This window comes from Actinoplanes sp. L3-i22, from assembly GCF_019704555.1.
In the GTDB taxonomy this organism is placed as follows: Bacteria; Actinomycetota; Actinomycetes; order Mycobacteriales; family Micromonosporaceae; genus Actinoplanes.
Window position 1 is genome coordinate 3,057,324 of record NZ_AP024745.1, and the last position, 26,717, is coordinate 3,084,040.

22 protein-coding genes are annotated in these 26,717 nt (G+C 72.2%); 16 read left to right on the forward strand and 6 right to left on the reverse strand.

Going from position 1 to position 26,717, the window contains the following annotated elements; genetic code table 11:
- Window positions 1–81: 81 nt before the first annotated feature.
- The 10 genes from L3i22_RS13540 (at window position 82) to L3i22_RS13585 (ending at window position 14,664) form a co-directional block, all read left to right on the forward strand.
- Window positions 82–1,251, forward strand: a complete 1,170-nt coding sequence (locus L3i22_RS13540) for an ROK family transcriptional regulator (protein WP_221327308.1) — start codon at window positions 82–84, stop codon at window positions 1,249–1,251.
- Window positions 1,248–2,054, forward strand: coding sequence for an ABC transporter permease (locus tag L3i22_RS13545; protein WP_221327309.1), 807 nt, complete (start codon window positions 1,248–1,250; stop codon window positions 2,052–2,054). Before L3i22_RS13540 ends, L3i22_RS13545 begins: the two co-directional genes overlap by 4 nt.
- Window positions 2,051–2,812, forward strand: a complete 762-nt coding sequence (locus tag L3i22_RS13550) for an ABC transporter ATP-binding protein (protein WP_221327310.1) — start codon at window positions 2,051–2,053, stop codon at window positions 2,810–2,812. The genes L3i22_RS13545 and L3i22_RS13550 overlap by 4 nt, the downstream gene beginning before the upstream one ends.
- Window positions 2,809–3,765: an aliphatic sulfonate ABC transporter substrate-binding protein gene (locus L3i22_RS13555; RefSeq protein ID WP_221327311.1), complete on the forward strand. Its 957-nt coding sequence runs from the start codon at window positions 2,809–2,811 to the stop codon at window positions 3,763–3,765. The genes L3i22_RS13550 and L3i22_RS13555 overlap by 4 nt, the downstream gene beginning before the upstream one ends.
- Window positions 3,762–5,231 (forward strand): sulfatase-like hydrolase/transferase, encoded by a 1,470-nt coding sequence (locus tag L3i22_RS13560; protein ID WP_221327312.1) that lies wholly within the window; start codon window positions 3,762–3,764, stop codon window positions 5,229–5,231. Before L3i22_RS13555 ends, L3i22_RS13560 begins: the two co-directional genes overlap by 4 nt.
- Window positions 5,228–6,157 carry a formylglycine-generating enzyme family protein gene (locus L3i22_RS13565; RefSeq protein ID WP_221327313.1) on the forward strand — a complete coding sequence of 310 codons (930 nt, stop codon included), beginning with the start codon at window positions 5,228–5,230 and terminating at the stop codon, window positions 6,155–6,157. The genes L3i22_RS13560 and L3i22_RS13565 overlap by 4 nt, the downstream gene beginning before the upstream one ends.
- A 72-nt stretch (window positions 6,158–6,229) precedes the next feature.
- Window positions 6,230–9,220, forward strand: coding sequence for an FtsX-like permease family protein (locus L3i22_RS13570; RefSeq protein ID WP_221327314.1), 2,991 nt, complete (start codon window positions 6,230–6,232; stop codon window positions 9,218–9,220).
- Window positions 9,208–12,231, forward strand: a complete 3,024-nt coding sequence (locus L3i22_RS13575; protein ID WP_221327315.1) for an FtsX-like permease family protein — start codon at window positions 9,208–9,210, stop codon at window positions 12,229–12,231. Before L3i22_RS13570 ends, L3i22_RS13575 begins: the two co-directional genes overlap by 13 nt.
- Window positions 12,232–12,486: 255 nt before the next feature.
- Window positions 12,487–13,479, forward strand: a complete 993-nt coding sequence (locus tag L3i22_RS13580; protein ID WP_221327316.1) for a P1 family peptidase — start codon at window positions 12,487–12,489, stop codon at window positions 13,477–13,479.
- Window positions 13,480–13,644: 165 nt separating this feature from the next.
- Window positions 13,645–14,664: a TIGR03617 family F420-dependent LLM class oxidoreductase gene (locus L3i22_RS13585; protein ID WP_221327317.1), complete on the forward strand. Its 1,020-nt coding sequence runs from the start codon at window positions 13,645–13,647 to the stop codon at window positions 14,662–14,664.
- On the opposite strand, the gene L3i22_RS13590 is transcribed toward L3i22_RS13585, so the two are convergent.
- Window positions 14,661–15,035, reverse strand: coding sequence for a DUF427 domain-containing protein (locus tag L3i22_RS13590; RefSeq protein WP_221327318.1), 375 nt, complete (start codon window positions 15,033–15,035; stop codon window positions 14,661–14,663). The genes L3i22_RS13585 and L3i22_RS13590 overlap by 4 nt on opposite strands.
- A 38-nt stretch (window positions 15,036–15,073) precedes the next feature.
- On the opposite strand from L3i22_RS13590, the gene L3i22_RS13595 reads away from it, so the two are divergent.
- Complete coding sequence (locus L3i22_RS13595) at window positions 15,074–15,535, forward strand: aminoacyl-tRNA deacylase (RefSeq protein ID WP_221327319.1); 462 nt, start codon at window positions 15,074–15,076, stop codon at window positions 15,533–15,535.
- Window positions 15,536–15,671: 136 nt separating this feature from the next.
- Here the strand turns inward: L3i22_RS13595 and L3i22_RS13600 are convergent, their stop codons facing one another.
- Complete coding sequence (locus L3i22_RS13600; protein WP_221327320.1) at window positions 15,672–16,535, reverse strand: SDR family oxidoreductase; 864 nt, start codon at window positions 16,533–16,535, stop codon at window positions 15,672–15,674.
- A 136-nt stretch (window positions 16,536–16,671) separates the two neighbouring features.
- Between L3i22_RS13600 and L3i22_RS13605 the strand changes: the two genes are divergently transcribed.
- The 4 genes from L3i22_RS13605 to L3i22_RS13620 all read left to right on the forward strand — a co-directional run bounded on the left by L3i22_RS13605 (window position 16,672) and on the right by L3i22_RS13620 (window position 20,272).
- Window positions 16,672–17,052 (forward strand): helix-turn-helix domain-containing protein, encoded by a 381-nt coding sequence (locus tag L3i22_RS13605; RefSeq protein WP_221327321.1) that lies wholly within the window; start codon window positions 16,672–16,674, stop codon window positions 17,050–17,052.
- A 10-nt stretch (window positions 17,053–17,062) separates the two neighbouring features.
- Window positions 17,063–17,407 (forward strand): UBP-type zinc finger domain-containing protein, encoded by a 345-nt coding sequence (locus tag L3i22_RS13610; protein WP_221327322.1) that lies wholly within the window; start codon window positions 17,063–17,065, stop codon window positions 17,405–17,407.
- Window positions 17,408–17,554: 147 nt separating this feature from the next.
- Window positions 17,555–19,114, forward strand: coding sequence for a methyl-accepting chemotaxis protein (locus L3i22_RS13615; RefSeq protein ID WP_221327323.1), 1,560 nt, complete (start codon window positions 17,555–17,557; stop codon window positions 19,112–19,114).
- A gap of 105 nt (window positions 19,115–19,219) precedes the next feature.
- A complete protein-coding gene (locus tag L3i22_RS13620) occupies window positions 19,220–20,272 on the forward strand; it encodes a GGDEF domain-containing protein (RefSeq protein ID WP_221327324.1) in 1,053 nt (350 codons plus the stop codon).
- A 131-nt stretch (window positions 20,273–20,403) separates the two neighbouring features.
- On the opposite strand, the gene L3i22_RS13625 is transcribed toward L3i22_RS13620, so the two are convergent.
- From L3i22_RS13625 to L3i22_RS13640, 4 genes are read right to left on the reverse strand one after another with little or no spacing between them, the layout of a single operon-like run.
- Entirely contained in the window at window positions 20,404–21,486 is a 1,083-nt protein-coding gene (locus L3i22_RS13625; protein ID WP_221327325.1) for a CaiB/BaiF CoA-transferase family protein, read from the reverse strand.
- Entirely contained in the window at window positions 21,483–23,513 is a 2,031-nt protein-coding gene (locus tag L3i22_RS13630) for a 3-hydroxyacyl-CoA dehydrogenase NAD-binding domain-containing protein (protein WP_221327326.1), read from the reverse strand. Before L3i22_RS13630 ends, L3i22_RS13625 begins: the two co-directional genes overlap by 4 nt.
- Window positions 23,510–24,736: an acetyl-CoA C-acetyltransferase gene (locus L3i22_RS13635; RefSeq protein ID WP_221327327.1), complete on the reverse strand. Its 1,227-nt coding sequence runs from the start codon at window positions 24,734–24,736 to the stop codon at window positions 23,510–23,512. The genes L3i22_RS13630 and L3i22_RS13635 overlap by 4 nt, the downstream gene beginning before the upstream one ends.
- On the reverse strand, window positions 24,726–25,898 hold the full coding sequence (locus tag L3i22_RS13640; RefSeq protein WP_221327328.1) for an acyl-CoA dehydrogenase family protein: 1,173 nt from the start codon (window positions 25,896–25,898) through the stop codon (window positions 24,726–24,728). Before L3i22_RS13640 ends, L3i22_RS13635 begins: the two co-directional genes overlap by 11 nt.
- A 140-nt stretch (window positions 25,899–26,038) precedes the next feature.
- On the opposite strand from L3i22_RS13640, the gene L3i22_RS13645 reads away from it, so the two are divergent.
- Window positions 26,039–26,686, forward strand: coding sequence for a TetR/AcrR family transcriptional regulator (locus tag L3i22_RS13645; RefSeq protein ID WP_255658199.1), 648 nt, complete (start codon window positions 26,039–26,041; stop codon window positions 26,684–26,686).
- Window positions 26,687–26,717 lie beyond the last annotated feature (31 nt).

Below are 26,717 nucleotides of genomic sequence, written 5' to 3' on the forward strand. Positions count from 1 at the left end.
AGGAAGTTTTCCTACTGGTTTTGAAGAGATAATTCTGCCGGATTGTTGACGGAAAAATTGCGGGTTGCCTACGGTGGCCACGTGTCGGCAACAGTAGGCGTCCACGCGCTGGTCAGGCGCGCTCATGAGGAGCGTGTCCTGGCCATCCTGCGCGAGCACGGAACCCTGAGCCGGGCCCAGATCTCGGCCCGCTCGGGCCTGTCCCGCACCACCCTCTCGGAGATCACCGGCGACCTGCTGGGCCGCGGCGCGATCGTCAAGGTGACCACCGACGCGCACCGGCGGGCCGGCAGCGGCCGCCCGGCCGAGCTGCTCGCCCTGGACCCGCGGTCCGGCCAGTTCCTCGGCGTGGACCTGGGACATTCCCGGGTCCGGGCGGTGGTCACCGACGCCGCGCACGAGATCATCGCGAGCGGGGTCACGCCGTACCCGGCCGGCACGTCGCTGCCCGCCCGGATCCGGGCCGGCCTGGCCCTGATCGACCGGCTCGGCCGCGAGCAGGGCATCGGCCTGTCCGCGCTGCAGGGCGTCGGGGTCGGGGTGACCGGGCCCTACCCGGCCGGCACCGCCCGCGCCGACGTCTCCGCCGCCTTCACCGACGCGTTCCGGGCACCGGTGATCGTGGACAACAACACCCGGTTCGCCGCGCTCGCCGAGGCCGGCACCACCGACGCGCGGGACGTGCTCTACATCCGGCTCGCGGCCGGCATCGGCGGCGGCCTGATCGTCGGCGGCCGGCTGATCGAGGGCGCCGGGGGAGCGGCCGGCGAGTTCGGGCACGTGCCCGCCGAGCCGGGCGGCGCGCGCTGCCGGTGCGGCAAGCGCGGCTGCCTGGAGACGGTCGCCGCGATCGGACCGGCCCTGGCCGCGGCCCGGGTGAGCGGCCTGGACGAGCTGGCGGCGCGCCGGGACGAGCCCGCGGTGGCGGCCGCGATGGACCGGATCGGCGACACGGTCGGCCGGGTCCTCGCCGCGGCGGCGCTGCTCCTGGACCCGGAGCTGATCGTGATCGGCGGTGACCTGCCGCGCGCCGTCCCGGCGATCGTGGACCGGGCGGCCGAGGTGGTCGCCGCCGAGCGGGTGCCGCCCGGGCACGACGTGGCCGGCAACGGGAGCCGGGCCGACCGCGGGCCGGTCGTGCGGGCCGCCCGGCTCGGCGACGACGACGGGGCGCGCGGCGCGGTCGCCGCCCTGTACCGGCAGTCGCCGCTGCTGGCCGGCTACTCGAACCTCGACGGGAGCACGGAATGACGCTGGTAGAGGCGGACCCCACGGTGGCCGCTCCGACTCCGGCCCGGGGGCGGCGGCGGATGGCCGTACCCAAATCGGTCTTGAATCTGATCTCGGTCTTGATCGGCATCGGGGTCTGGTGGGGGCTGTCGCTCGCCGGGCTGGACATCCCGGCGCCGCCGGCCGTGCTGGACCGCGCGATCGACCTGATCGGCGACGGCACGCTCGCCGGGGACGCGCTGGCCAGCCTGAAGCGGGTGCTGGCCGGGTTCCTGCTCGGGGTGGTCGCGGCCGTGCCGATCGGGTTCCTGATGGGGTGGTACGCCCCGGTCCGCGCGCTGATCGAGCCGTGGATCCAGTTCTTCCGGACGATCCCGCCGCTGGCGCTGATCCCGCTGGCGATCGTGCTGATGGGGATCGAGGAGACGCCGAAGATCTTCGTGATCTTCCTGGCCTCGTTCCTGTCCTGCGTGATCGCCACCCTGCAGGGCGTGGTCAACGTCGACAAGACGCTGATCAACGCGGCCCGGGTGCTCGGCGCGCGGGACCACACCATCTTCGCCCGGGTGGTGATCCCGGCGTCGTCGCCGTTCATCCTGGTCGGGATGCGGATCGGGCTGGGCTCGTCGTGGGCGACGCTGGTCGCCGCCGAGCTGATCGCCGCGCAGCAGGGCCTCGGCTACCGGATGCAGGCCGCGCAGCTCTACTACGACCTGCCGACCATCTTCGTCGGGCTGATCAGCATCGGCGTGCTCGGCCTGATCATGGACCGGCTCCTGCTGCTCGCCGAGCGGCGGCTCACCTCCTGGCAGGAGACCCGATGATCAACATCGCTGGGGTACGCAAGGTGTTCCCGCTCAAGGGCGAGGAGTTCGTCGCGCTCGGCGGGGTCGACCTGGAGATCCGCGACAACGAGTTCGTCACCGTCGTCGGCCCGTCCGGGTGCGGCAAGACCACGCTGATGAACATCCTGGCCGGATTGGAGACCCCGACCAGTGGCCAGGCCCTGGTCGACGGGAAGCCGGTCACCGGCCCGGGCCCCGATCGTGGCGTGATCTTCCAGCAGTACGCGCTGTTCCCGTGGCTCACCGTCCGCAAGAACGTGGAGTTCGGCCTGCGCGAGAAGGGCGTGCCGCGCGCCGAGCGCCGGCGGATCGCGGACCGGTTCATCGAGTTGGTCGGCCTGGAGCGGTTCGCCGACGCGCTGCCCAAGACGCTGTCCGGCGGCATGAAGCAGCGGGTGGCGATCGCCCGGGCGTACGCCGTGGACCCGTCGATCCTGCTCATGGACGAGCCGTTCGGGGCGGTCGACGCGATGACCCGGGTGCGGCTCCAGGAGCAGCTGCTGCGCACCTGGGAGCAGGAGAGACGCACCGTCCTGTTCATCACGCACGACGTCGACGAGGCGGTCTTCCTGGCCAATCGGGTGGTCGTGATGGCGGCCCGGCCGGGGCGGATCGCCGAGATCGTGGACGTGGAGCTGCCCCATCCCCGTACCGAAGAAATTCGTTTGAGTCCCGAATTCTCCGCTCTGCGCAATCGCGTGTGGAGCGCTGTACATCATCAGGAGTCGTTCACGTGAGACGCCGTGCACTGTTGTCCGCCGCCCTGCTCACCGGCCTCGCCGCCTGCGGCAAGGACCAGGGTGAAAAATCATCAGAAAAAGTGACCTTCGGGTATATCGCGGATTTCAACGGGGCAAGCCTGCTGGCCGTCGCGAACGACCAGAAGCTCTGGGCGAAGTACGGCCTGGAGGTGAGCGCCAAGGTCTTCACCAACGGCCCGCTGCAGATCACCGCGATGCAGGCCGGTGACCTGGACTACGGCTACATCGGTCCGGGCGCGGCCTGGCTGCCGGCGTCCGGCAAGGCCAAGATCATCGCGCTGAACTCGCTGGGGAACGCCGACCGGGTGATCGGGCAGGCCGGGATCACCGACCTGAGCCAGCTCCGGGGCAAGAAGGTCGGCGTCCCGGAGGGCACCTCGGGCGACATGATCCTCACCCTGGCACTGAAGAAGGCCGGGCTGACCAACGCCGACATCAAGCGCACCCCGATGGACGCGGCCACCATCGTCGCCGCGTTCAGCTCCGGCCAGATCGACGCGGCCGGCTTCTGGTACCCGGCGATCGCCACCATCAAGACCAGGAAGCCGGACCTGGTCGAGCTGGCCAAGGACGCCGACTTCGCGGACACCATGGCGTTCCCGACCGCGTTCGTCGGCCGCAACGAGGTCGCCGCGGACAAGACCACCAAGGTGATCCAGGTGCTGCGCGACGCGATGGACTACCGGGCCGCGCACCCGGACGAGACCGTCAAACTGGTCGCGGCCCTGAACAAGCAGAGCGAGGACGCGGTCAAGGCGGACGCGGCGAACAGCCGGATGCTCGACTCGAAGACCCTGGACGGCTACACCGCCGACGGGACGATCACCAAGTGGCTGACCGCGATGGGCGAGTACTTCGTGGGCGCCGGCAAGCTGCCGTCCAACCCGGACCCGGCGACCTACTACTCCGGCGCGGGCTTCACGAAGTGAACTTCCTCTTCCTGATGACCGACCAGCACCGGGTCGACACGCTCGGCGCGTACGGCAATCCGCACGTCAGCACGCCCAACCTGGACCGGCTCGCGGCCACCGGCACCCGGTTCGACCGGTGGTACACCCCGACCGCGATCTGCACGCCGGCCCGGGCCAGCCTGCTCACCGGGCAGGCGCCGTTCCGGCACAAGGTGCTCGCCAATCAGGAGCGCAACGTCGGCTATCAGGAGGACCTGCCGGACGACGCGTTCACCTTCGGGGTGGCGTTGCGGGAGCGGGGCTACCACGTAGGGCTGCTCGGGAAGTGGCACGCGAGCTCGGCCAAGACGCCGGCGGACTACGGCTTCGACGGGCCGCATCTGCCGGGGTGGCACAACCCGGTCGATCATCAGGACTACCTCGACTATCTGAAGGAGCACGACCTTCCGCCGTACGAGATCCACGATCGGATCCGTGGCACGTTGCCGAACGGGGGGCCGGGGAATCTGCTCGCGGCGCGGCTTCGACAGCCGGTGGAAGCCACGTTCGAGCACTACCTGGCGTCGCGCACGATCGACCTCCTGCAGCGATACTCCCGGGAAAATCGGCCTTTTTACCTTGCCACCCACTTTTTCGGGCCGCATCTTCCCTACATCGTTCCGGACGAGTACTTCGACATGATCGACCCGGCCGTCGTGGAGCTGCCGAAGTCGATCGCGGAGACGTTCGAGGGGAAGCCGCCGGTGCAGCGGAACTACAGCGCGCACTGGACGTTCGACTCGATGCCGATCGAGGTGACCCGGAAGTTGATCGCGGTGTACTGGGGTTACGTGTCGATGATCGACTTCGAGATCGGGCGGATCCTCGATGCGGTAGATGATCTTGGAATTTCTGACGCGACCTCGGTCTTCTTCACCTGTGACCACGGCGAGTTCACCGGGTCGCACCGGCTGCACGACAAGGGGCCGGCGATGTATGAGGACATTTACCGCACTCCCGGGATAATCCGGATCCCGGGCGCGCCGCCGCAGGTCCGCGACGAGTTCGTCAGCCTGCTGGACTGCACGGCGACCATCCTGGACCTGGCCGGCGTCGACACCGCCCCGGCCGTCGACTCGCGCAGCCTGGCGCCGCTGGTGCGCGGCGAGCACCCGGACTGGCAGCCGGACATCGTCTGCGAGTTCCACGGGCACCACTTCCCGTACCCGCAGCGGATGCTCCGCGACGACCGCTACAAGCTGGTGGTCAACCCGGAGTCGGTGAACGAGCTCTACGACCTGGAACGTGACCCGGACGAGTTGATCAACATCTACCGCCACCCGGAGATGACGCCGGTCCGCGAGCGGATGCTGCAGCGGCTCTACACCCTGCTGGTCGAGCGGGACGACCGCTTCTACCACTGGATGACGTCGATGTACCCGGTCGGCGCGGTGGACCACGATCCGACGCTGAGCGGCCTGGACGACCTATCGTATCGATCATGAGTTGCTGCACCCCCTCGTCCGATCGCACGTCCACCGAGGACGCGCCGGCGCCCGTTTCCGCCCTCGGTACGCACCAGGTGCCGCAGGTGGAGGTGCCCGGCCAGGAGTTCGCGATGGGCGACGCGCACGACGACGGCCATCCTTCGGATGGCGAGAAACCGGTCCATCCGGTACGGGTGAGCCCCTTCGCCATCGACGCCACGCCGGTGACCGTCGCCGACTTCCGGGCGTTCGCCGAGAGCACCGGATTCCGGACCGACGCCGAGCGGTACGGCTGGTCCGCCGTCTTCCACCTGGCGGTCACCGACCCGGACCGGATCGCCGGGCGGATGGCCGGCACCCCGTGGTGGCTCGGCGTCGAGGGCGCCGACTGGGCGCACCCCGGCGGCCCGTCCTCGGCGGCCGCGGACGATCACCCGGCCGTGCACGTGAGCTGGAACGACGCGCTGGCCTACTGCGCCTGGGCCGGCCGGCGACTGCCCAGCGAGGCGGAGTGGGAATGCGCGTCCCGCGGCGGGCGCGCCGGGCTGCGCTACCCGTGGGGCGACCGGCTGCCCGCGGGGGAGTTCGCCTGCAACATCTGGCAGGGCGACTTCCCGGCGACCAACACCGCCGAGGACGGCTGGGTCACCACCGCGCCGGTACTGGCGTTCCCGCCCAACGACTACGGCGTCCACCAGAGCGTGGGCAACGTCTGGGAGTGGTGCGCGGACTGGTTCTCGCCGCGCTACTACGCCCAGTCGCCGGTGGACGACCCGCGCGGGCCGTCGCTGGGGACGTCCCGGGTGATCCGCGGGGGGTCGTACCTGTGCCACGATTCCTACTGCAATCGGTACCGCAACGCGGCCCGCTCGTCGAACACGCCGGACTCATCGACGGGGAACATGGGTTTCCGTACGGTGGCGCTGTCGGTATCAGAGGGATAACGGTCTGACCTTCGGGGCATGCCTTCGTGGCTCGCGGGCGTGAAGCTGTGTCCCGGGGGGTGAGACGGGGGCATGTTCACGATCCTCTGGGGCGCCGTGCGTTCCCGGGCCGTTCAGGCCTGCACACTGCTCGTCCTCACCGCCTTCCCGGCCGCGGTGGCCGCGGCCGCGCCCTGGTTCGTGCTGACCGAGGCCGCGCGCAGCGCCGCGACCATCGCCGACGCGACCCCGGCCGCCCAGCGCACCGTCGTCGTGCACTGGAACAGCGAGACCGGCGACGACCCGGCCCGGGCGGTCACCGCGTTCGGCGACGCGGTGCGGCGCACGCTGCCGATGCCCGGCGCGGACGGGGTGCTCGGGCTGGCCCGGCCGATGAGCGTCACCGACCGGGGCGGCGTGCCCGACCACATCAACGTCGACTACCGCGACCGGTTCTGCGCGCACGTGTCCTTCTCGGCCGGTGGGTGCCCGGCCACGGCCGGCGACGCGGCGATCACCGCGCCGGTCGCCGAGCGGCTCGGCGTGCACCCCGGCGACCGGCTCGACGTACAGGCCACCACCGCCGCGCCGAAGATCCCGATGCGGGTGACCGGCGTCTACGCGATCACCGACCCGGCCGCCGGGTACTGGGCCGACGAGCTGTTCCGGGTGGGCAGCGGCCTCGATCCGATCTACACGGTCGCCGCGACGTTCACCGGCGCCCCGCTCGGCCAGCCGGTCTTCACCTGGTCGGCCGAGGTTCCCGCGCCGCTGCTGCGCGGCGACGACGGGTACGACCTGGGCGAGGCGATCTCGCGGGCCGGGCCCCTCGGCGAGATCAGCGACCCGACCGGGCCGCTGCGCGCCGACCTGGGCGGCGCCGGCGCGCGGCTGATGCGGGCGGTGCTGCTCGGCGCGGTCCCGGCGCTGCTGCTCGGGTGGTACGCGATCGCCCTGGCCGGCCGTTACACCGCGCGGGACCGGCGCCGCGACGCCGCACTGCTCAAACTGCGCGGCGGCGCCCCGCGACGCCTGCTCACCCTGCTCTCCGGGCAGCACGTGGCGCCGCTGCTGGCCGGCGGGCTGCTCGGGGCCGCCGCCGGGATGATCGCCGGCCGGCTGCTGTCCGGCCCGGGCACCCTGGTTGCGGCGGCCCTCTCGGTCGCGGCGGCGGCGGTGGTGGCGCTCGTCGCGATGGTCACGCTGGTGGCGGGCGATCTGCTGCTGATCCGTACGCCGGTGGTGGTCCTGCAGCGTGAGGTCCCGGCCGGCCGCAGCGGCCGGGCCGCCCTGCTGGCCGACGTCCTGCTCGTCGCGATCGCCGTCGCCGCGGCCTACCAGGCCCGGTCCGGCAGCCCCGACGCCGGGATCGGCGCGCTCGCCGCGATCGCGGTCGCCGTCGCGGTCGCCGTGCTGGTCGCCCGGCTGCTGATCCGCGCCGCCGACCGGGGCGGGTCGGTCGCGCTGCGCACCGGCCACCTGCGACTCGGCCTGACCGCCGCCCGGATGTCCCGGCTGGCCGGCCTGGACCGGGTGTTCGCGCTGCTCGCGATCGCGGTCGCGCTGCTGGTCACGACGTCCGGCGCGACCGCGGCGGACCGGGCGGCGCACACCCAGCGGGCCGAGTCCGAGCTGGGCGCGGCCCGGGTGCTGACGGTGGGCGCGAAGAACTGGACCGTGCTGCAGCACGCGGTCGCGACCGCCGACCCGCAGGGCCGGTACGCGCTGGCCGCCGCCGTCGACCGCCAGGCGAACCCGCCGGTGCTCGCCGTGGACACCGCGCGGCTGGCGGCGGTCGGCTCCTGGCGCCCGGAGTACGGCCCGCGCCCGGCGGCGCCCGCGCCGATCGACCCGGCCCCGCCGGTCACCGGCCGCGAGCTGGTGCTGAAGGTCCGCAACGACCGCGGCGCGCCGGCCACCGTCGACGTGGTCCTGCAGAACGAGAGCACCGGCGACCGGGTCCAGCTCACCTTCGCCCTGCGGCCGACCGGCGAGCAGACGATCACCGAGCCGGTGACCGGCTGCGCCGGCGGCTGCCGCCTGCTGCGCTGGCAGGTCCCCGGCCAGCTCGGGCCGGACGGCAAACCGCTGCCCCAGCCGATCGTGCTGCACTCGCTCGCCCAGCGCGGCCCGGACGCCGAGCTGCTCGGCGCGGACCGGCTGACCGACACGACCCGCTGGCGGACCGTCGCCGGCGCCGGCGGCCTGGAACTGTCCGGCAGCCACGACGGCCTGGCCGTCGGGCCGGCCCGGGGCGGATCCCGGTCGGAGAGCGACCGGCTGTTCGCCGTGGACACCGCGCTCCCGTTGCCGATGCTGCTGGCCGGCCCGGTCCCGGTGCCGTGGCGCTTCGGTGAGCCGGGCATCGCCGTGCCCGGCGCCGGCCAGATCCCGGCCCGGGTGACCGCCACGGTCGCGGTGCTGCCGGTGCTCGGCGCGACCGGACTGCTGACCGACTTCGACGCGCTGCGCCGCAGCGCCGGCGAGGCCGACCCGACCGGCGTCACCCAGGTGTGGCTGACCGCCGACGCGCCCGCCGCGGTCGTCGACCGGCTCGAGGCGGCCGGACTGACCGTGCTCGCCGACGAGAGCGCCACCGGCCGGGCCGCCCGGACCCCGGGCCGGGGCACCGCGCCGGCCGGCCCGTTCACCGTGTTCTGCGCGGTGATCGCCCTGCTCACCGCGGCCGCCGCGGTCGCGGTCGCGGCCTCGGTCGACCGCGAGCCGCAGCGCGCCTCGGCGGCCGCCCTGCGGGTGCAGGGCGTGTCCGCCCGGACCCTCGCCGTGACCCGCTACCTCGGCCCGTTCGCGCTGGCCGGGGCCGCGGTGCTCGGGGGCGTGCTGGCCGCGTCGGTGGCCCGGCGGGTGGCCGGCGAGCCGGACTCGTTCTTCGCCGACGGGTGGCGGCTGCTGCCCCCGCCCGAGGTACTCGGCCGGTGGCCACTGCTCATCTCCGGTCTGGCCGCCATGCTTTGTCTGGCCGCTCTGGCCGCTCTGATCGGGGTGTCCGGCCGATCCGCTCCCTTCGGTGACACCGGTCGAACCCGTCGGCCCGATCGGGCGGGGGACCGATGCTCGCGTTGATCTTCACGATGGTCTGGGCACGACGCGGACCGGCCGTCGTGCTCGCCGTGCTCGCCGCGTTCGCGGTCGCGCCGGCCGTGGCCACGCCCGCCTACCTGCGCGCCACCGACCGGGTGGTGGCCGCCGGGCAGGTCGCCTACGCCGAACGGTCCGAACGGGAGATCAGCCTGCGGGTCACCGATCAGGACAGTCGCGGCCTCAGCGGCGGCGGCAGCTCGACCGGCGGGATCGACCTGGCCACCACCGGCGCCGGGCTCGCCGACCTGCCCGGGTTCCGGACCGCGTACGCCGCCGAGTTCCCGGCCATCGGCCTCGACCCGGACCTGCGGTTCCGCACCCGGCTGGTGCACCGGCAGGACGTCTGCGCGCACCTGGCGATCGTCACCGGGCGGTGCCTGCTCGGCGAGGGCGACCTGGTGCTCGGGGAGCGGACCGCCGCGCGGTTCGGCCTGGCCGTGGGCCGGTCGGTGGACCTGACGTACGCGTACTTCAGCAACGACCCCGAGCAGATGTCGTACGTCGCCGACGGCGAACCCAAACGCTTCTTCCTCGCCGGCATCTACCGGGTCGCCGACCCGGCCGACATGTACTGGGGCGAGCACGGCTACTTCACCTCGGAGGACGTGGGCGGCGAGAGCCGCCCCGGCGAGCCGGCCTTCACCGGGCTGACCACGCTCGACCTGATGGACCGCGGCAAGGCCGACCTCAGCGTCGACGGCTACGCCGGGCCCGGCGCCCTGGACGCCGACCGGCTGCCCGCGCTGCGCCAGGCCGTCGACCGGCTGCAGGGCGGCATCGCCGACGTCAGCACCGGCCTGGACGGCGGCACCGGCGCCGCCGGCCTGCAACTGCAGACCGGGATCCCGCGGCTGATGGCCCGCGTCGACGAGGGGCACGCCACCGCCCGCCGGATCGTGCCGGTGCCCGCGATCGCCCTGGTCATCCTCGCCTGCCTGGCCATCCTGCTGGCCGTCGCGGCCGGCGCCGAGACCCGCCGCCCGGAGACCGCGGTGATCGCCCTGCGCGGCGCCCGCCTGCCGCACCGCTGGTGGCTGGCGACCGGGGAGAGCCTGGTCGCCGTGCTGGCCGGCACGATCGCCGGCGCGCTGGCCGGCCAGCTCCTGGTCGACGCGGTGGTGGCGGTCCGCTGGCCCGGGGTCGGCGCCGACCCGCACCCCGACTCGCTGAAGTACGCGCCGCTGGCCGCCGCCGCCGCGATCCTGGCCGTGGTCCTCGCCCAGGGCGCGCCCATGCTGCGCCCGGTCAGCGAACTGCTGCGCCGCGCCCCGATGCCCGGCCGCTGGGCCGGCCTCACCCTGGACATCCTGGTCGCCGCGCTGGCGGCCGGCGCCGTGGCGCAGCTCGCCGTCGGCGGCGGCGACCTGATCGGCGTCGGCTCGGCGGCCCCCGCCCTGCTGATGCTCGCGCTCGCGCTGCTGGTGGCCCGGGCGCTGCGGCCGCTCGCCGCCCGCTCCGGGCACCGCGCGCTGGACCGCGGCCGGCTCGGGCCCGGGCTGACCTGGCTGCTGCTGTCCCGGCGGGCCGCGACCGGCCGGGTGTTCGCGCTGCTCGTGGCGGCGGTCGCGGTCAGCTCCTACATGATCGTGGCCGGCGACGTGGCGGCGCACGGCCGCCGGGTCGAGGCGGACCTGGGCAACGGCGCCGACCGGGTGCTGACCGTCGGACCGGTCGGCCGGGCGCAGTTGCTCGCCGCCGTGCACCAGGTCGACCCGCACGGGACCTTCGCGATGGCGGCGGTCGAGATCCCGCAACATCCCGGCGAGCGGCCGGTGCTCGCGGTGGACTCCGAACGGTTGCCGGTCGTCGCGAACTGGCCGGGGGGAACGCCGTACCGGAAAGTGGTTGATCTTCTTCGGCCGAAGGCGCCGGAGCCGGTGGTGACCGCGCGGGACAAGACCTTCAGCCTGGACCTGAGCGCGGCGGGCTTCGCGCCGGGCCGGCAGGTCAGCGTGGCCGCGGTGCTGACGCCGGTCGACGGCAGCGGGCCGGACGTGCTGGCGCAGATGGGGGTGCCGCGCCCCGGGCGGCACACCTACACCTACCCGGCGCCGCAGTGCGAGCAGCGGGGCTGCCGGCTGAACGCGCTGCACATCACCGGGGCGAACTCGCTCGGCGTGCAGGGCGTGCTCACCCTGCACGGCCTCGGCGGCACCGACCCGGCCGGATGGCGGGTCAGCCCGGGCGGCAAGCTCGCCGCCGGCGCGGACGGGCTGCGCATCGAGGTGACCGATATGGACAGCGTCCCGGAAGGGGTGCTGGTGCAGCCCGCGGACACCCCGTGGCCGATCCCGGTGGTGGCGACCGGGACGTTCGTGCCGGGGGAGGTGACCGGGCTCGACTTCCGCCCGGCGCGGGTCGACGTGGCCGGGCGGCTGCCGGCCGTCCCACGCCTCGGCGGGCCGGCGGTGCTGATCGACCTGGAGTACGCCGACCGGGTCGCCACCGACGGCGCACCCACCGAGGCCGGGCAGGTCTGGCTGTCCGCGCGTGCCCCCGCCGACGTGGTCGACCGGCTCGGCGCCGCGGGTCTGACCGTCACCGGGGACGGGCGATCGGCGCAGCTCGCCGCGCGGCTCGCGCAGCAAGGGCCGGCTGTGGCGCTCGGCTACGCGGGGCTGGTCGCGATCCTGGTGGCGCTGCTTGCCGCCGGGGTGCTCGTGCTGACCGCGGCGGCCGGGCGGGAACGCCAGGCCGACGATCTTTCCGCGCTGCGTGGGCAGGGGTTGTCCCGGGCGGCGGCTCGGCGGGCGGCGGTCTGGTCGTATCCGGTGCTGGCGATCGGAGCTGTGCCGGTGGGGTTGGTGATCGCGTTTGTGGGGTGGGCGGCGACGGGGTGGGCGTTGCCGTTGGCCGGGCTGGAGCCGCCGCCGCTGCCGTTGCCGTCGTGGCCGGGAGTGATCAGGGTGGGGGTGGGGGTGGTGGGGCTGCTCGGGTTGCTTGGGGGGACGGCGTGGGTGGCTGGGCGGCGGACTCTGCGGAAGGTGTCCTGAGTGGGGTCGAGTGGTCCGTCGTTGAGGTTGGTTGCTGAGGCCCGGCACTGAGGGCTGTCCCTGAGGGCTGTCGCTGAAGCCCGTCGCTGGGGGGCCGTTGCTGGGGGCCGTCACTGGGGCCGGAGCAGGCCCCACCCACCAGGGGGCTGACCGCCCGGCGACCATTGTCCAGGATTTCTGCTGGATCACGTCGGTGGCCTGTGGACAAAGCGCTGCTGTGGACAACGCGGCAGGGTGAGGACCTAGGCTGGCCTGGTGAAACACCCTCAGCCGCAATTGCTCTCCGCCCATGTCGGGAACTGGACCGGTGACGGGACCGGGGTCACCGTGATCCTGCCGCCGCCGGGGACGGTCGGGTCCGGGGAGGTCCGGGGCGGCGCTCCGGCCACCCGGGAGTTCGATCTCCTGCATCCGGTTCGGCTGGTGGATCGGGTCGATGCCGTGGTGCTCTCCGGTGGATCCGCGTTCGGGCTGGCCGCGGGGGACGGGGTGATGCGGCTGCTGCGGGAGCGGGGGCTCGGGTTTCCCACGGCGTTCGGGCCGGTCCCGATCGTCGTCGGGATGTCGATCTTCGACGAGTCGGTGGCGAATTTCCCGTCGGGTGCCGGGGCGCCTTTCCCGCCGGGCGCTGGGGTGCGTGACGGGGATGTACCGGGCGCTGGGGCGGGTGAGGGCGATGCGTCGAGCGCCGGGGTGAGCGACAGTGATGCGCCGGGTTCGGCTGGGCCGCCTACCGCGGAGTCCGGTCGGGAGGCGGCTCTCGCTGCTCTGCGGGGCGACGAGTTCCGGACCGGTTCGGTCGGCGCCGGCACCGGTGCGCGTACCGGGAAGTGGCGCGGCCGGGTCGATCCCGGTGGCCTGGGCCGCGCGGACGGCATCGCCGGCCCGGCGCGGGTGGTCGCGCTGGCCGTGGTCAACGCCTGGGGTGACGTCCTCGGGGCGGAGGGCCGGCCGATCTTCGCCGCCGAGCCGGTCGAGCGTCCGGCCGGTGGGTTCGGCCGGGAGAACACCACGATCGCGGTCGTGCTGACCGATGCGAAGCTCACCAAATCGGACTGCTATCTGCTCGCGCAGAGTGGCCACACCGGCTTTGCCCGGGCGCTGCATCCGGCGCACTCGCGCTATGACGGGGACGCGGTGGTCGCGCTGGCGACCGGGGAGGTGGCCGAGGAGGTTGATCTCGATCTGCTCCGCGCGGTCACCGCCGAGGTCATGGCCGAGGCGATCCGAGCTGCCGTAGCACAGTGAGCGGGCCGTCGGGGGTTATCCACACCAGCGGTCTGTCCACAGGGGGCCGGCGCGATCTTCCGGGATTCCGCGAGACTGGCGGCCGAGTTCAGATCCCGAGCGCGGGCGGGGTGGGGGGCGTACCCCGGAAGGATTTTGGGTTTTTGGAGGTGTTATGACTGAGTGATGCTGGTTGACTTCACCGCGCAGGTCAGTGCGTCCCCCGCCGAGGCGGAGGCGGCCGCTGTCTCGGCCGAGCAGGTCGGTTATGACGGGTTCGGGGCGGCGGAGACCCGGCACGACGTCTTCACCACGCTCGCCCTGGTGGCCCGGGCCACCGAGCGGATCTCGCTGCAGTCCGGGATCGCGGTGGCGTTCGCGCGGAATCCGATGAACGTTGCGGTGCTCGCCAACGATCTGCAGCTGATCTCCGAGGGGCGGTTCCGGCTGGGGCTCGGTTCGCAGGTCAAGCCGCATATCGAGCGGCGGTTCTCGATGCCGTGGAGCCGGCCGGCGGCGCGGATGGAGGAGTTCGTCGCGGCGCTGCGGGCGATCTGGCACGCCTGGGCGACCGGGGAGCGGCTGATGTTCCGCGGTGAGTTCTACAAGCACACGCTGATGACCGAGTTCTTCGACCCGGGGCCGAACCCGCACGGCAATCCGCCGGTGGAGCTGGCCGCGGTCGGCGAGCTGATGACGGCGGTGGCCGGCCGGGTCGCGGACGGGCTGCTGGTGCACCCGCTGACCAGCGTGCCGTACCTGCGGGAGCGGATCCTCCCGGCGCTGCGGGAGGCGCGCGGTGGCTCGCTCGACGGCTTCAACCTGGGGCTGTCCGCCATGGTCGTGCTCGGCACGGACGAGGAGCGGCGGGCGACGGCCGAGGAGGCGGTGCGCCGGCAGATCGCGTTCTACGCGTCGACGCCGTCGTACCGGGCGGTGCTCGACGTGCACGGCTGGGGCGAGCTGGCCGACCGGCTGAACGTGCTGTCCCGGCGGCAGGACTGGGCCGCGATGACCGCCGAGATCACCGACGAGGTGCTCGACGCGTTCGCGGTGGCGGGCGATCCGGTCGCGGTCGCCGAAAAACTCAAGACCCGATTCGGTACGGACATCGACCGCATCTCGTTGTACACGCCGTACGACGCGGACCGCTACCAGCTGGCAGCGGTCCGCAGCGCACTACGCAGTGACCAGCGCACCGACTAGCCGATCGTGATGCTCTCCACCCGGTCCGGGTAGAACGCGACGTGGTCCTTGATCTGGGCGACCGCGTCGTAGGGCGCCGTGTACTCCCAGATCGCGTCGACGACCGTGTCGCCGTCGACGGTGATCGAGTAGTAGCCGGCGTCGCCCTTGTACGGGCAGTAGGTCTGCGTGCCGGTGCGCTCCAGCAGCGTCCGGTCGACGTCGGCGAGCGGCACGTACTGCACCGCCGGGTACGTCGACTCGTGCAGGCTGAGCGCGTTGTTCGTGTCCGCCACCACCTTGCCGGCGACGGTCACCACGACCCGCTCGCCGGTCGGGGTGACGGTGATGGGGTGATCGGGTCCGGGCTGCAATCGGGGCTTCTCGGTCATTGTCCCGCCTCCTGATTTCTACGGACTAGGGTGGCGCCGTGACGAACGCCGCCATCAACGCTGTAGTGCAAGCCGGGATCGGGTACGAGGTATTCCGGCACGGGCCGGTGAACAGCGTCGCCGAGGCCGCCGCCGCGCAGGGCGTCGAGCTGCGGGATCTGGTGAAGACGCTGGTCGTCCGGCGTGGCCCCGACGACTACCTGTTCGTGCTGGTCCCGGGGGACCGGTCGATCTCGTGGCCGAAGTTGCGGGCGCTGCTCGGGGTGAACCGGCTGTCGATGCCGGACGCGTCGGCCGCGAAGGACGCCACCGGGTACGAGCGGGGCACCATCACCCCGTTCGGTTCGGCCACGGCCTGGCCGGTGATCGCCGACGAGACCACGAAGGGCCGCACGATCAGCCTGGGCTCCGGCGAGCGCGGGGTCGGCCTGCGGGTCGGCGCCGACGACGCGGTCACCGCCCTCAACGGCACCTACGCCGACGTCACCGACCTCGCATAAAGCCGGCACCGCGGGAAAAGCGCCCACGCGGAGAGCCGGCCCGCGGAATGCCGGCCCGCGGAATGCCGGCCCGCGGAGAGCCGGCCCGCGGAGAGCCGGCCCGCGGGGAGCCGGCCTGCGGAAAGGCCGGGACCGGTCAGGCTTTGACGGCCTCGGCGACCGCGTCGGACAGCGGCGTGGTCGGGCGGCCGATCAGGTCGCGCAGGTCGGTGCCCGGGTTGTCGAGGGCGCCGTTCTCCCGGATGTGCACGTCGGTGTCGGCGAGGATCGCGGCGAAGCCCTCCGGCACGCCCGCGCCGGACAGGATCTCGACGAGCTTCTCGGCGGGCACGTCGCTGTAGCCGATCGGGGCGCCGATCTGGGTGCCGACCTCGGCGGCCAGCTCGGCCATCGTGAACGGCTGGTCGCCGCCCAGCTCGTAGACCGCCTTCGGCCCCTCCAGGACGAGCACCGCGGCGGCCGCCTCGGCGTAGTCGGCCCGGGTCGCGGCGGCGATCCGTCCCTCGCCCGCGCTGCCCAGGAACGCTCCGGTCGCCCGTACCGTCGGCAGTTGGGCGGTGTAGTTCTCGAAATACCACCCGTTGCGCAGGAACGAGTGGGCCAGCCCGGACGCCGCGAGGATCGCCTCGGTCGCCTTGTGGTCGGCGGCGAGCAGCACCGGCGTGGTGTCGGCGCGCAGGATGCTGGTGTAGGCGACGAAGCCGACCCCGGCCGCCTTGGCCGCCTCGATCGCCGCGGTGTGCTGGTTCAGCCGGTTGCCCGGGTCGCTGGTCGAGATCAGCAGCAGCTTGTCGACGCCGGCGAACGCGCCGGCCAGGGTCTCCGGCCGGTCGAAGTCGGCCTCGCGCACCTGGACGCCGCGGGCCAGCAGGCCGGCCGCCTTCTCCGGGCTGCGCACCGCGGCGACGATCGAACCCGGCTCGACACCGCGGCTGATCAGGGCGTCCACGACGAGACGGCCGAGGTGACCGGTGGCGCCGGTGACTGCGATGGTGGTCATGGCGAACTCCTTGGGACTGAACGACTGGTGATTCGGCAGGTGCTGCATCCGAGAATGCACTAACTTTTAGAAAGTGCCAACCCGTAGTGTGCGCCATCACCAAGGAAAGTGCGGCGGAACTGGGTATTCTCGATGCATGAGTGATCCCGTCGACGACCTGATCCCCAGCGTCTTCGCCCGGGACTGCGCCTCCCGCGGGGTGATGGCGGACGTCACCGGCAAGTGGGGTGGCCTCGCCCTGGCCGCACTGCACGACGGCGCCTTCCGGTTCAACGCCCTGCGCCGCCGGGTCGACGGCGTGAGCGAGAAAATGCTGGCCCAGACCCTGCAGGCGCTCGAGCGCGACGGCCTGGTCCGGCGCGAGGTGCAGGCCACCATCCCGCCGCGGGTCGAATACAGTCTGACCCCGCTCGGCACCCGGGTGGCCGCCAAGCTGAAAGAGCTGATCGAGCTGCTCGAGAGTGAGATCGGTCCGATGCAGGCCGCACAGGAGGTTTACGACCGGGGGATGAGGTAGGTTTTCCGGCGTGAGCGCGTCGATTCAGCCCGATGTCCCGCCGTCCGGCACCGGTTGTGTGGAGTGCCTGGAGTCCGATGGGTGGTGGGTCCACCTGCGTCGTTGTGCGCAGTGCGGGCACATCGGCTGTTGTGACACGTCGCCGTCGCAGCACGCGACCGCGCACTTCCGGGAGACCGGCCACCCGGTGATCCAGTCGTTCGAGCCCGGTGAGGACTGGTTCTGGAACTTCGAGACCGAAGAGGGTTTCGACGGTCCGGAGCTGACCCCGGCCCGCAGCCGCCCCGAGGACCAGCCGACGCCCGGCCCGGCCGGCGCGGTCCCGGACGACTGGCGTTTCAAGATCCACCGGTAGCCCGGTAAGGGAAGCCCGGTTGCGGCGGCTGATAAGGCGGCTGCAACCGGAAGGAAAACTAGTAAAAGGTACGAACCCTCTTCGTCTCCCTCAGGTGATCCGGCACACGGTCGAAAGTGTGTGCAGTCGGACAACCATGGGGGGAAGATGCTCGGCCTCGAGAACATCGGCACAGCCAAACGGCTGGGCATCATCGTCGTCACCGGCGCCATCGCGCTCGGCGGCATGGGCGCGGTCGCGCTGATCGGCCAGGACCGCGTCGCGGATCAGGCGCAGCGGGTCAGCCAGCTGCAGTGCGGCCAGGCCGCCCTCAACCACCTGAACAACCGGCAGAGCGAGCTGAAGGTCGACGCCTTCCGGTCCGCGCTGGGCCAGGACATGACCGGGGACGCCGCCGACGACGTGCAGTCGTCGGTCGACGCCTCCGCGGCGGTCTTCGACTGCGGGCTGTCCACCGCGATCACCGACCAGTTCAAGAGCTACTCCGGCGACTTCGACACGTTCAACTCGTTCATCATCGACTTCGTCGCGGCCGCCACGAAGGACCCCAAGTCGGTGCTGGGCCGGATCGGCGAGATCCCGGAGATGAACAACAAGACCGACGACGAGCTGGACGCGCTCACCGAGATCGTCGAGGGCCAGGTCGCGGCGCAGAGGACCGCGATGGAGAAGACCATCAAGTCGACCCGCTACACCGCGATCGCGGTGGCGCTGGCCGGTCTGGCGCTGCTGATCGGCATGGCGATCCCGATGGTCCGCTCGATCTTAGGTCCGATCCGCCGGATCGGCACGGTGATCGACGCGCTGGACCACGGGGACCTGACCGTGCGCAGCAGCATCATCAGCCGCGACGAGCTGGGCACGATGGCCCAGAGCCTGGACCGGACCCTGGACAAGCTGCGCGAGTCGATGATCATCATCGCCAAGGACTCGGATGCCCTGGCCACCGCGTCCACCGAGCTGGCCGCGGTCTCCGGCGAGATCGCCGCCGCGGTCGACAACACCGACCGGCAGAGCTCCTCGGCGGCGGTCGAGGCCGACGAGATCTCCCGCAACGTGCAGAGCGTCGCGGCCGGCTCCGAGGAGATGGGCCTGTCGATCCGGGAGATCTCCCGCAACGCCGCCGAAGCCGCTCAGGTGGCCTCGATCGCGGTCTCCGAGGCGGCCAGCGCCACCGAGACGATCCGCAAGCTCGGCGAGTCGTCCGCCGAGATCGGCAACGTGATCAAGCTGATCACCAGCATCGCCGAGCAGACCAACCTGCTCGCCCTGAACGCCACCATCGAGGCCGCTCGCGCCGGCGACGCCGGCAAGGGCTTCGCCGTGGTCGCCAGCGAGGTCAAGGACCTGGCCCAGGAGACCGCCCGGGCCACCGAGGACATCGGCGCCCGGGTCACCGCGATCCAGCAGGACACCGGCGGCGCGGTCGACGTCATCAACCGCATCTCCGAGGTCATCGCGCAGATCAACGACTTCCAGACGACGATCGCCTCGGCGGTCGAGGAGCAGACCGCCACGACCGGCGAGATGAGCCGCAGCATCGGTGAGGTGGCGGCCGGCTCGAACCGGATCGCCGCGAACATCAACGACGTCTCGAACGCCAGCGGGGCCACGGTCAGCGGGATCAACCAGACCCGCGAGGCCAGCGAGGAGGTCTCCCGGACCGCCGAGGAGCTGCGGGTCCTGGTCGGCGCGTTCAAGTTCTGAGTCAAGTTCAAGTTCAATTTCTGATCCGTACGTCTCAGCAGGGCCGGTCGCCGAGCGCGACCGGCCCTTCGCTCATGTCCCGGCGCGGACTGCCGATGGAGAGGCATGCACCCGGAGACCGTCCAGCAGGAGGCGGCGGCGCTCGACGACACGCTGCTTTCCCGGCGCCGGGCGGTCGAGACCGCCGCCCTCGTGTCGCGGTCCGTCGGGGTGCTGTGCTGCCTGCTCTACGGCTTCGGCGCGGGCGGGCTCGGCCCGGTCCGGGTGGAACCGGCGCTGGCCGGTGCCTGCTTCGGCGCCGCGGCGCTGATGGCCGTGTCGAACGTGCTGTCGATCATCGGCTTCCGGCGGCCCGGCTCGCGCTGGTACTCCCGGCTCAGCTCGCTCGAGGTGCTGCTGGACACGCTGTCCATCGTGATCTTCGTGTACTTCAGCCAGCAGCACACCGACCAGGTCACCTGGCCGGTGCTGAGCCTGCCGATCGCGATCGCGGCCATCCGGCACCAGCTGCCCGGCGCGCTGGCGGTCTTCGCGATCACCTCGGTGGCCCTGCTCGGTATGCCGCTGCGGGGTGGCGAGGGGATCGGCGCGGTCGGTCTGAACCTGATGATCGCGGTGATCACCGGCGCCCAGTCCAGCGCGTTCCAGCGCCAGCTCAGCACGCTCCAGCAGGTCCGGCGCGAGCTGCAGCACCAGGCGTCGCACGACAACCTCACCGGCCTGCCGAACCGGGCCCAGCTCGCCGAGCGCGCCGAGCGGTGGACCGGTCGCCGGCTCGCCGTGCTGCTGCTCGACCTGAACGGGTTCAAGCAGGTCAACGACACGTACGGGCACGCGGCCGGGGACGAGCTGCTGTACCGGGTGTCGCAGCGGATCAGCGCCACCCTCTGCCCCGGGGAGATCGCCGGGCGGCTCGGCGGCGACGAATTCGTGCTGCTGCTGCCGGACGCCGGCCCGGACGCGGCGGCGCGGACCGGTGAGCGGATCCGCGAGACGATCCGGCAACCGGTCGCGATCGGTGACGGCCGGGAGGTGACCGTCGGGGTCAGCATCGGGGTCGCGGTCCGCCCGGCCGGTGGCCTGGCCGACCTGGACGCGCTGACCGCGGAGGCCGACGCGGCCATGTACCGGGAGAAACACGCCGGGCGGGCGGCATGATGCACCATCTGACGTTCCGGGACCGGGGCGTGCCGTTCTCCCGGCGCGCGCGTTGAGACCCGGTACCCCTTGAGACGCCGCCCAGCCGGGTCGGTCCGGCAAACGGCCCGGCTGGGCGGTCCCAGGAAAATTCAGGACCAGCCGGCGAGAACCTCCGCGACGGTCGCGGCCCGGCTGGGCTCGGGGACGCTTGCCGGCGTACGGCCGAATCGCGGCGCCGGGGCAGGCTGAAGCCGCCCGCCCACCTCGACGAAAGCGGACCGCGCGCGATTGTGCGGGTGGTCCGGCGCCTCGACCGGCGAGAGCACCGGGCTCACGCAGGCGTCCAGCCCGGCGAAGACGTCCGCCCACTCGTCCCGGGTCCGTTCGGCGAACCGCTCGGTGAAGACCCGCCGCAGCTCCGGCCACCCCTCGTGGTCGAACTGGGCCGGCAGCTCCGGGTCGTCGTCCAGCCCGAGCCCCTTGAGCAGCGCCGCGTAGAACTGCGGTTCGAGCGCGCCGACCGCGAGGTAGCCGCCGTCCAGCGCCCGGTACGTGTCGTAGAACGGCGCCCCGCCGTCGAGCAGGTTCTCCCCGCGCCCGCCCGGCCACAGCCCGGACCCGATCATGCCGTGCAGGAACGTGGTGAGCAGCGCGGACCCGTCCACCATCGCCGCGTCGACGACCTGCCCGCGCCCGGACCGGGCCCGTTCCAGCAGCGCGGCGAGCACTCCGACGGCGAGCAGCATGCCGCCCCCGGCGAAGTCGGCGAGCAGGTTGATCGGCGCGTGCGGACGTTCGCCCGGGCGGCCCAGGGGCTCCAGGGCGCCGGCGATCGCCAGGTAGTCGATGTCGTGGCCGGCGGCCGGGGCGAGTGGACCGTCCTGCCCCCAACCGGTCATCCGCCCGTACACCAGGCCGGGGTTGATCTTCTCGCAGGTCTCCGGGCCGAAGCCGAGACGTTCGGCGACGCCCGGGCGGTAGCCCTCGACCAGCACGTCCGCCTTCTCGATCAAGGAGAGCAGACCGGTCAGTCCGTCCGGCGACTTGAGGTCGAGGGTGACCGTGCGGCGGCCGCGCTGCAGCGGACCGGACTGCGGAACGAGCGGTCCGGTCCCGCCCGGGCGCTCGACCAGGACGACGTCGGCGCCCAGGTCGGCGAGGACCATGCAGCCGAACGGGCCGGGGGCGAGCCCGGCCAGCTCGACGACCTTGATGCCGCTGAGCGCGCTCATGCCGGGGCGAACCTCTCGCCGTAGCGTGCCGCGAGCTCGGTCGCGCGGCCCTTGAAGTCGGGGTGCTGCTCGACGTAGCGGATGACGCCGCCGGTCCAGGCCGGGAAGCCGATGCCGAGGATCGAGCCGATGTTGCCGTCCGCGTCGGTGCGCAGCACGCCCTCGGCCCGGCAGCGCAGCGCGTCCAGGGCCTCGCTGAACAGCAGCCGTTCCTGCAGGTCGGCGAAGGGCACCGCGCGACCCTCGTCGGTGGCGAGGTCGGCGAGCGCGGTCCAGAGCCGGCCGCGCCGGCCGTTCTCGTACGCGTAGAAGCCCTTCCCGGACGACCGCCCGGCCCGGTCGTGGTTCTCCAGCATGTCCTGCACCAGCGCGTGCGCCTTGTCGTGCCCGACCGCCACGCCGGCCTTCTGGTACGCGAGATGGATCTTGCGCATCAGCGTCAGCGTCACCTCGTCGGCCAGCGCCAGCGGCCCGGTCGGATAGCCGGCCTGCAGCGCCGCCTGCTCGACCGACGCGGCCGGCACCCCCTCGGCGACCATCCCGATCGCCTCGTTGATGAACTGGCCGATCACCCGGCTGGTGAAGAAGCCGCGCCCGTCGTTGACCACGATCGGCGTCTTGCCGATCCGGCGGCCCAGGTCGAACGCGCGGGCGATGGCGGCGTCACTGGTCCGCTCGCCGACCACGATCTCCAGCAGCGGCATCTTGCCGACCGGGGAGAAGAAGTGCATCCCGATGAAGTCGGCCGGCCGGGACACCCCCTCGGCCAGGCCGGTGATCGGCAGCGTGGACGTGTTCGAGGCGAGCAGCGCGCCCGGCGCGAGCACCGGCTCGACCTCGGCGAACACCTGGTGCTTGAGCTTCGGGTCCTCGAAGACCGCCTCGATCACCACGTCGCAGCCGCGCAGGTCCTCGACGTCCGCGGTCGGCGTGATCCGGGCCAGCACGGCCGGGTCGCCCTCGGCGACCGCCCGGGCCGCGGCCTCGGCCGAGACGTCCTTGACCACGACCTCCAGGCCGGCGCGGGCGCAGGCGTACGCGATCCCGGCGCCCATCATCCCGGCGCCCAGCACCGCGACCTTGGTGGCCGGTGCGACCTCGGCGGCCGGCCGGGCCGCGCCGCCGTTCACCGCGCGCATGTCGAAGAAGAACGCGCCGATCATGTTCTTCGCGATCCGGCCGGTGAGCAGCGTGATCAGCCGCCGGGTCTCGATCGTGAACGCGGTCTCGAGGTCGACCTGCGCGCCCTCGACCGCGGTCGCCAGGATCGCCTCGGGCGCCGGCATCCGGTTGCCCTTGAGCTGCTTGCGCAGCGTGGCCGGGAACGCCGGCAGCTGCACGGCGAGCTTCGGGGTGGCCGGGGTGCCGCCGGGCATCCGGTAGCCGGGCCGGTCCCAGGGCTGGGCCGCGTCCGGGTTCGCCGCGATCCACTCCCGGGCCTTGGTGATCAGCTCCGCCGGCGTCGCGACGACCTCGTCGACCATCCCGGCGTCGCGGGCCGCGGCCGGCTTGAGGCGCTTGCCGGTGAGCAGCCAGACGGTCAGGGCCGGGGCGAGACCCAGCATCCGTACGGTCCGGGTCACGCCCCCGGCGCCGGGCAGCAGACCCAGCGTGACCTCGGGGAAGCCGAGCCGGGTGCCCGGGGCGTCCAGGGCGATCCGGTGGTGGCAGGCGAGCGCGATCTCGAACCCGCCGCCGAGGGCCGCGCCGTTGATCGCGGCGACGACCGGGCGGCCGTACGTCTCCAGCCGGCGCAGGTCCCGCTTGATCGTGCCGAGCAGCTCGAACAGCGCGGGCGCGTCCTCCGGGCGGGCCCGGCTCATCATCGGCAGGTCGCCGCCGGCGAAGAACGTGCTCTTCGCGGAGGCCACGATCACGCCGGTGACCTGGTCCTTCTCCGCCTCCAGACGGTCGAGGGCGGCGGTCATCGCGGCCACGTAGGTGGCATTCATCGTGTTCGCCGATTGGTCCGGGTCGTTCATCGTCAGCGTGACGACGCCGCCGGCGTCCTTCTCATACGTGATCACGCGAAGTCTCCAACCCGCTCGATGACCGTCGCGACGCCCATGCCGCCGCCGATGCACAGGGTGACCACGGCGCGGTGCAGGTCACGGCGTTCCAGTTCGTCGACCACGGTGCCGACCAGCATCGCTCCCGTTGCGCCGAGGGGGTGGCCGAGGGCGATCGCGCCGCCGTTGACGTTCACGTTCTCCGGGTCGAGGCCGAGATCGCGGATGTACTTGAGGACGACTGCGGCGAATGCTTCGTTGATCTCGAAAAGGTCAATGTCCGAAATTTTGAGATTTGCCACCTCAAGTGCTTTTAAAGTCGCCGGCGTGGGACCGGTCAGCATCAGGGTGGGATCCGCGCCGCTGACTGCGGCCCCGACAATTCGGGCGCGCGGCTGGAGCCCCATCTGCTGCCCGATTTGCGAAGAGCCGATCACGACGAGGGCCGCGCCGTCCACGATCCCGGACGAGTTCCCGGCGTGGTGGACGTGGTTGATCTCCTCCAGCCAGTGGTACTTCTGCAGCGCCACCGCGTCGAAGCCGGCCTGCTCGCCGATCGTCGCGAAGGACGCCTTCAGCTTGCCCAGCCCGGCCCGGGTGGTGTCCGGCCGCGGATGCTCGTCCACGGCGAGGACGTCGAGGCCGCTCGGGTCGCGGACCGGCACGATCGACCGCTGGAATGCGCCGCCGGCGATCGCCTTCGCGGCCCGCTCCTGGGACCGGATCGCGTACCCGTCGACGTCGTCGCGGCTGAAGCCCTCGATCGTCGCGATCAGGTCGGCGCTCACCCCCTGCGGCACGAAACTGGTGGCCAGCGCGGTCTCCGGGTCGAGGAACCAGGCCCCGCCGTCCGACCCCATCGGGTTGCGCGACATCGACTCGACCCCGCCGGCCAGGATCAGATGCTCCCAGCCGGACCGGATCCGCGACGCCGCCTGATTGACCGCTTCAAGACCAGAAGCACAAAACCGATTGAGCTGTACGCCGGCGACCGTGTCCGGGAGCCCGGCGGCCAGTGCCGCCGAGCGGGCCAGGTCGCCGCCCTGCTCGCCGATCGGCGTGACGATGCCGAGCACCACGTCCTCGATCTCGGACGCCTTCAGCTGGGGGTTGCGCTGTTGCACAGCGTCGATCAGGCCGGTGACCAGCGTGATCGGCTTCGTGCCGTGCAGGGCGCCGTTGTCCTTGCCGCGCCCGCGCGGGGTGCGTACCGCGTCGTAGATGTAGGCCTCAGAGGGCACGGGCGATCAGCTCCTTCATGATCTCGTTGGTGCCGCCGTAGATCTTCTGCACCCGGGCGTCGGCGTACATCCGGGCGATCGGGTACTCGGTGGTGTAGCCGTACCCGCCGAAGATCTGCAGGCAGCGGTCGACGACCTCGCACTGGCCCTCGGTCAGGTAGAGCTTGGCCATCGCGGCGGCCGCCACGTCCAGTTCACCCCGGTTGTGGCGGTCGATGCAGTCGTCCAGGAAAATCCGCGAGACGCGGGTGCGGGTCGAACAGTCGGCGAGGACCATCCGGGTGTTCTGGTGGCCGATCAACGGCTTTCCGAAAGCCTTGCGTTCCTTCGCGTACGCCGTGGCCAGCTCGACCGCCCGCTGCATCGCGGCCACCGCGCCCACCCCGATCACCAGGCGTTCCTGCGGCAGCTGCCGCATGAGCTGGTAGAAGCCGGTGTTCTCGGCGTCCGGCCCGCCCAGGATGTTCCCGGCCGGCACCCGGAACTCGTCGAAGAACAGCTCCGCGGTGTCGTTCGCGTGCAGCCCGATCTTCTCCAGGTTGCGGCCCCGCCGGAAGCCGGGCGCGTCGTCGTCCAGCTCGCAGACCAGCAGCGAGATGCCGTGCGCCTTGGCGGACTGGTCGGTCTTCACCGCCAGGATCAGCAGGTCCGCCAGGTATCCGTTGGTGATGAACGTCTTCGACCCGCTGACCAGGAAGTCCTCCCCGGTCCGGACCGCCCGGGTGCGGATCGCCTGGACGTCCGACCCGCCGTCCGGCTCGGTCATCGCGATCGCGCCGATCATCTCGCCGCTGCACAGCCGGGGCAGCCAGCGCCGTTTCTGCTCCTCGGTGCCGTACGCGGTCAGGTAGCCGGTCACGATGCCGCTGTGCACGGCCAGGCCCAGGCTGCCCTCGCCGGTCTGCTGCTGCTCGTGCAACAGCACCGCCTCGTGGGTGAAGTCGCCGCCCCCGCCGCCGTACTCCTCCGGCACCGAGAGCCCGAGCAGGCCGAGCTCGCCGGCCATCCGGTAGTGCTCGCGATCGGGATGACCCTGCTGTTCGAGGCGGGCCGCGTGCGGCACCACCTCGTTGCGGAAGAAGGCCCGGGCCATCTCGGCCAGGTCGTCGTGTTCCGGCTTGCGCCACGGCTCGGTGTAGCCGTCCAGTCCAGGCGTCGACATCGATACACCTTCGAGCACTATTGGCGCTGTGTCAACAAGCGCGAGATGAATTGGCGCGATCCATCTGAAAATACGATCGAAACATTGACGAAACGCCTATATCGGTGGCCGATGAATCGACGTGCCGTATGGTCACGACCGTGTCATCAGCAGGAATGTCGCCCTCGCCGGCCGCCGCGGCCGTCCGCCCGCCGGTGATCCGGCGGCGCCGCCTGGAACCGGACGCCCGGCGCGAGCAGATCCTCTCGGTGGCCGTGCGGCTGTTCGGCGAACGGCCCTACTCGGAGGTCTCCACCACCGACGTGGCGCGCGGCGCCGGGGTGGCCCGCGGGCTGGTCAACCACTACTTCGGGACCAAGAAGGAGCTCTACCTCGAGGTCGTCCGGGTGATGCTGACCGTCCCCGAGGTCGCCCTCGCCGGCCTGCCCGACGGCGGCCCGGCCGAACGGGTCGACGCGATCGTCACCTGGTTCCTCGACGTGGTCTCCCGGCACAGCACGTCCTGGCTGGCCGCGATCACCGCCGGCGGGATGGCCGGCGACTCCGACGTCGACCGGGTCATCGCCGAGGCGATCGACGTGGCCGCGGAGAGCATCCTCACCGCCACCGGGCTGGGCGCCGACCCGGGCGAGGCGTTGCGGGGGATGGCGCGGGCGTACGTCGGGATGGCCACGTACACGGCGCGGGAGTGGTTGCAGCGGGGTGCGCTGACCCGGGAGCAGGTGCACGCGCTGCTGACCATCACGTTGCTGGCGATGGTGGAGAAGGTGTTCCCGCAAGCGGGTTGAGTGTGTACATGTTGACGGTCAACGTGCATCA

What these genes read in the sequence shown, in the direction of transcription:
- L3i22_RS13545 (WP_221327309.1), top strand. Translation starts at nt 1,248, where the DNA reads ATGACGCTGGTAGAGGCGGACCCCACGGTGGCCGCTCCGACTCCGGCC.
- L3i22_RS13550 (WP_221327310.1), top strand. Translation starts at nt 2,051, where the DNA reads ATGATCAACATCGCTGGGGTACGCAAGGTGTTCCCGCTCAAGGGCGAG.
- L3i22_RS13565 (WP_221327313.1), top strand. Translation starts at nt 5,228, where the DNA reads ATGAGTTGCTGCACCCCCTCGTCCGATCGCACGTCCACCGAGGACGCG.
- L3i22_RS13570 (WP_221327314.1), top strand. Translation starts at nt 6,230, where the DNA reads ATGTTCACGATCCTCTGGGGCGCCGTGCGTTCCCGGGCCGTTCAGGCC.
- L3i22_RS13575 (WP_221327315.1), top strand. Translation starts at nt 9,208, where the DNA reads ATGCTCGCGTTGATCTTCACGATGGTCTGGGCACGACGCGGACCGGCC.
- L3i22_RS13585 (WP_221327317.1), top strand. Translation starts at nt 13,645, where the DNA reads ATGCTGGTTGACTTCACCGCGCAGGTCAGTGCGTCCCCCGCCGAGGCG.
- L3i22_RS13590 (WP_221327318.1), bottom strand. Translation starts at nt 15,035, where the DNA reads ATGACCGAGAAGCCCCGATTGCAGCCCGGACCCGATCACCCCATCACC.
- L3i22_RS13600 (WP_221327320.1), bottom strand. Translation starts at nt 16,535, where the DNA reads ATGACCACCATCGCAGTCACCGGCGCCACCGGTCACCTCGGCCGTCTC.
- L3i22_RS13605 (WP_221327321.1), top strand. Translation starts at nt 16,672, where the DNA reads ATGAGTGATCCCGTCGACGACCTGATCCCCAGCGTCTTCGCCCGGGAC.
- L3i22_RS13615 (WP_221327323.1), top strand. Translation starts at nt 17,555, where the DNA reads ATGCTCGGCCTCGAGAACATCGGCACAGCCAAACGGCTGGGCATCATC.
- L3i22_RS13620 (WP_221327324.1), top strand. Translation starts at nt 19,220, where the DNA reads ATGCACCCGGAGACCGTCCAGCAGGAGGCGGCGGCGCTCGACGACACG.
- L3i22_RS13625 (WP_221327325.1), bottom strand. Translation starts at nt 21,486, where the DNA reads ATGAGCGCGCTCAGCGGCATCAAGGTCGTCGAGCTGGCCGGGCTCGCC.
- L3i22_RS13640 (WP_221327328.1), bottom strand. Translation starts at nt 25,898, where the DNA reads ATGTCGACGCCTGGACTGGACGGCTACACCGAGCCGTGGCGCAAGCCG.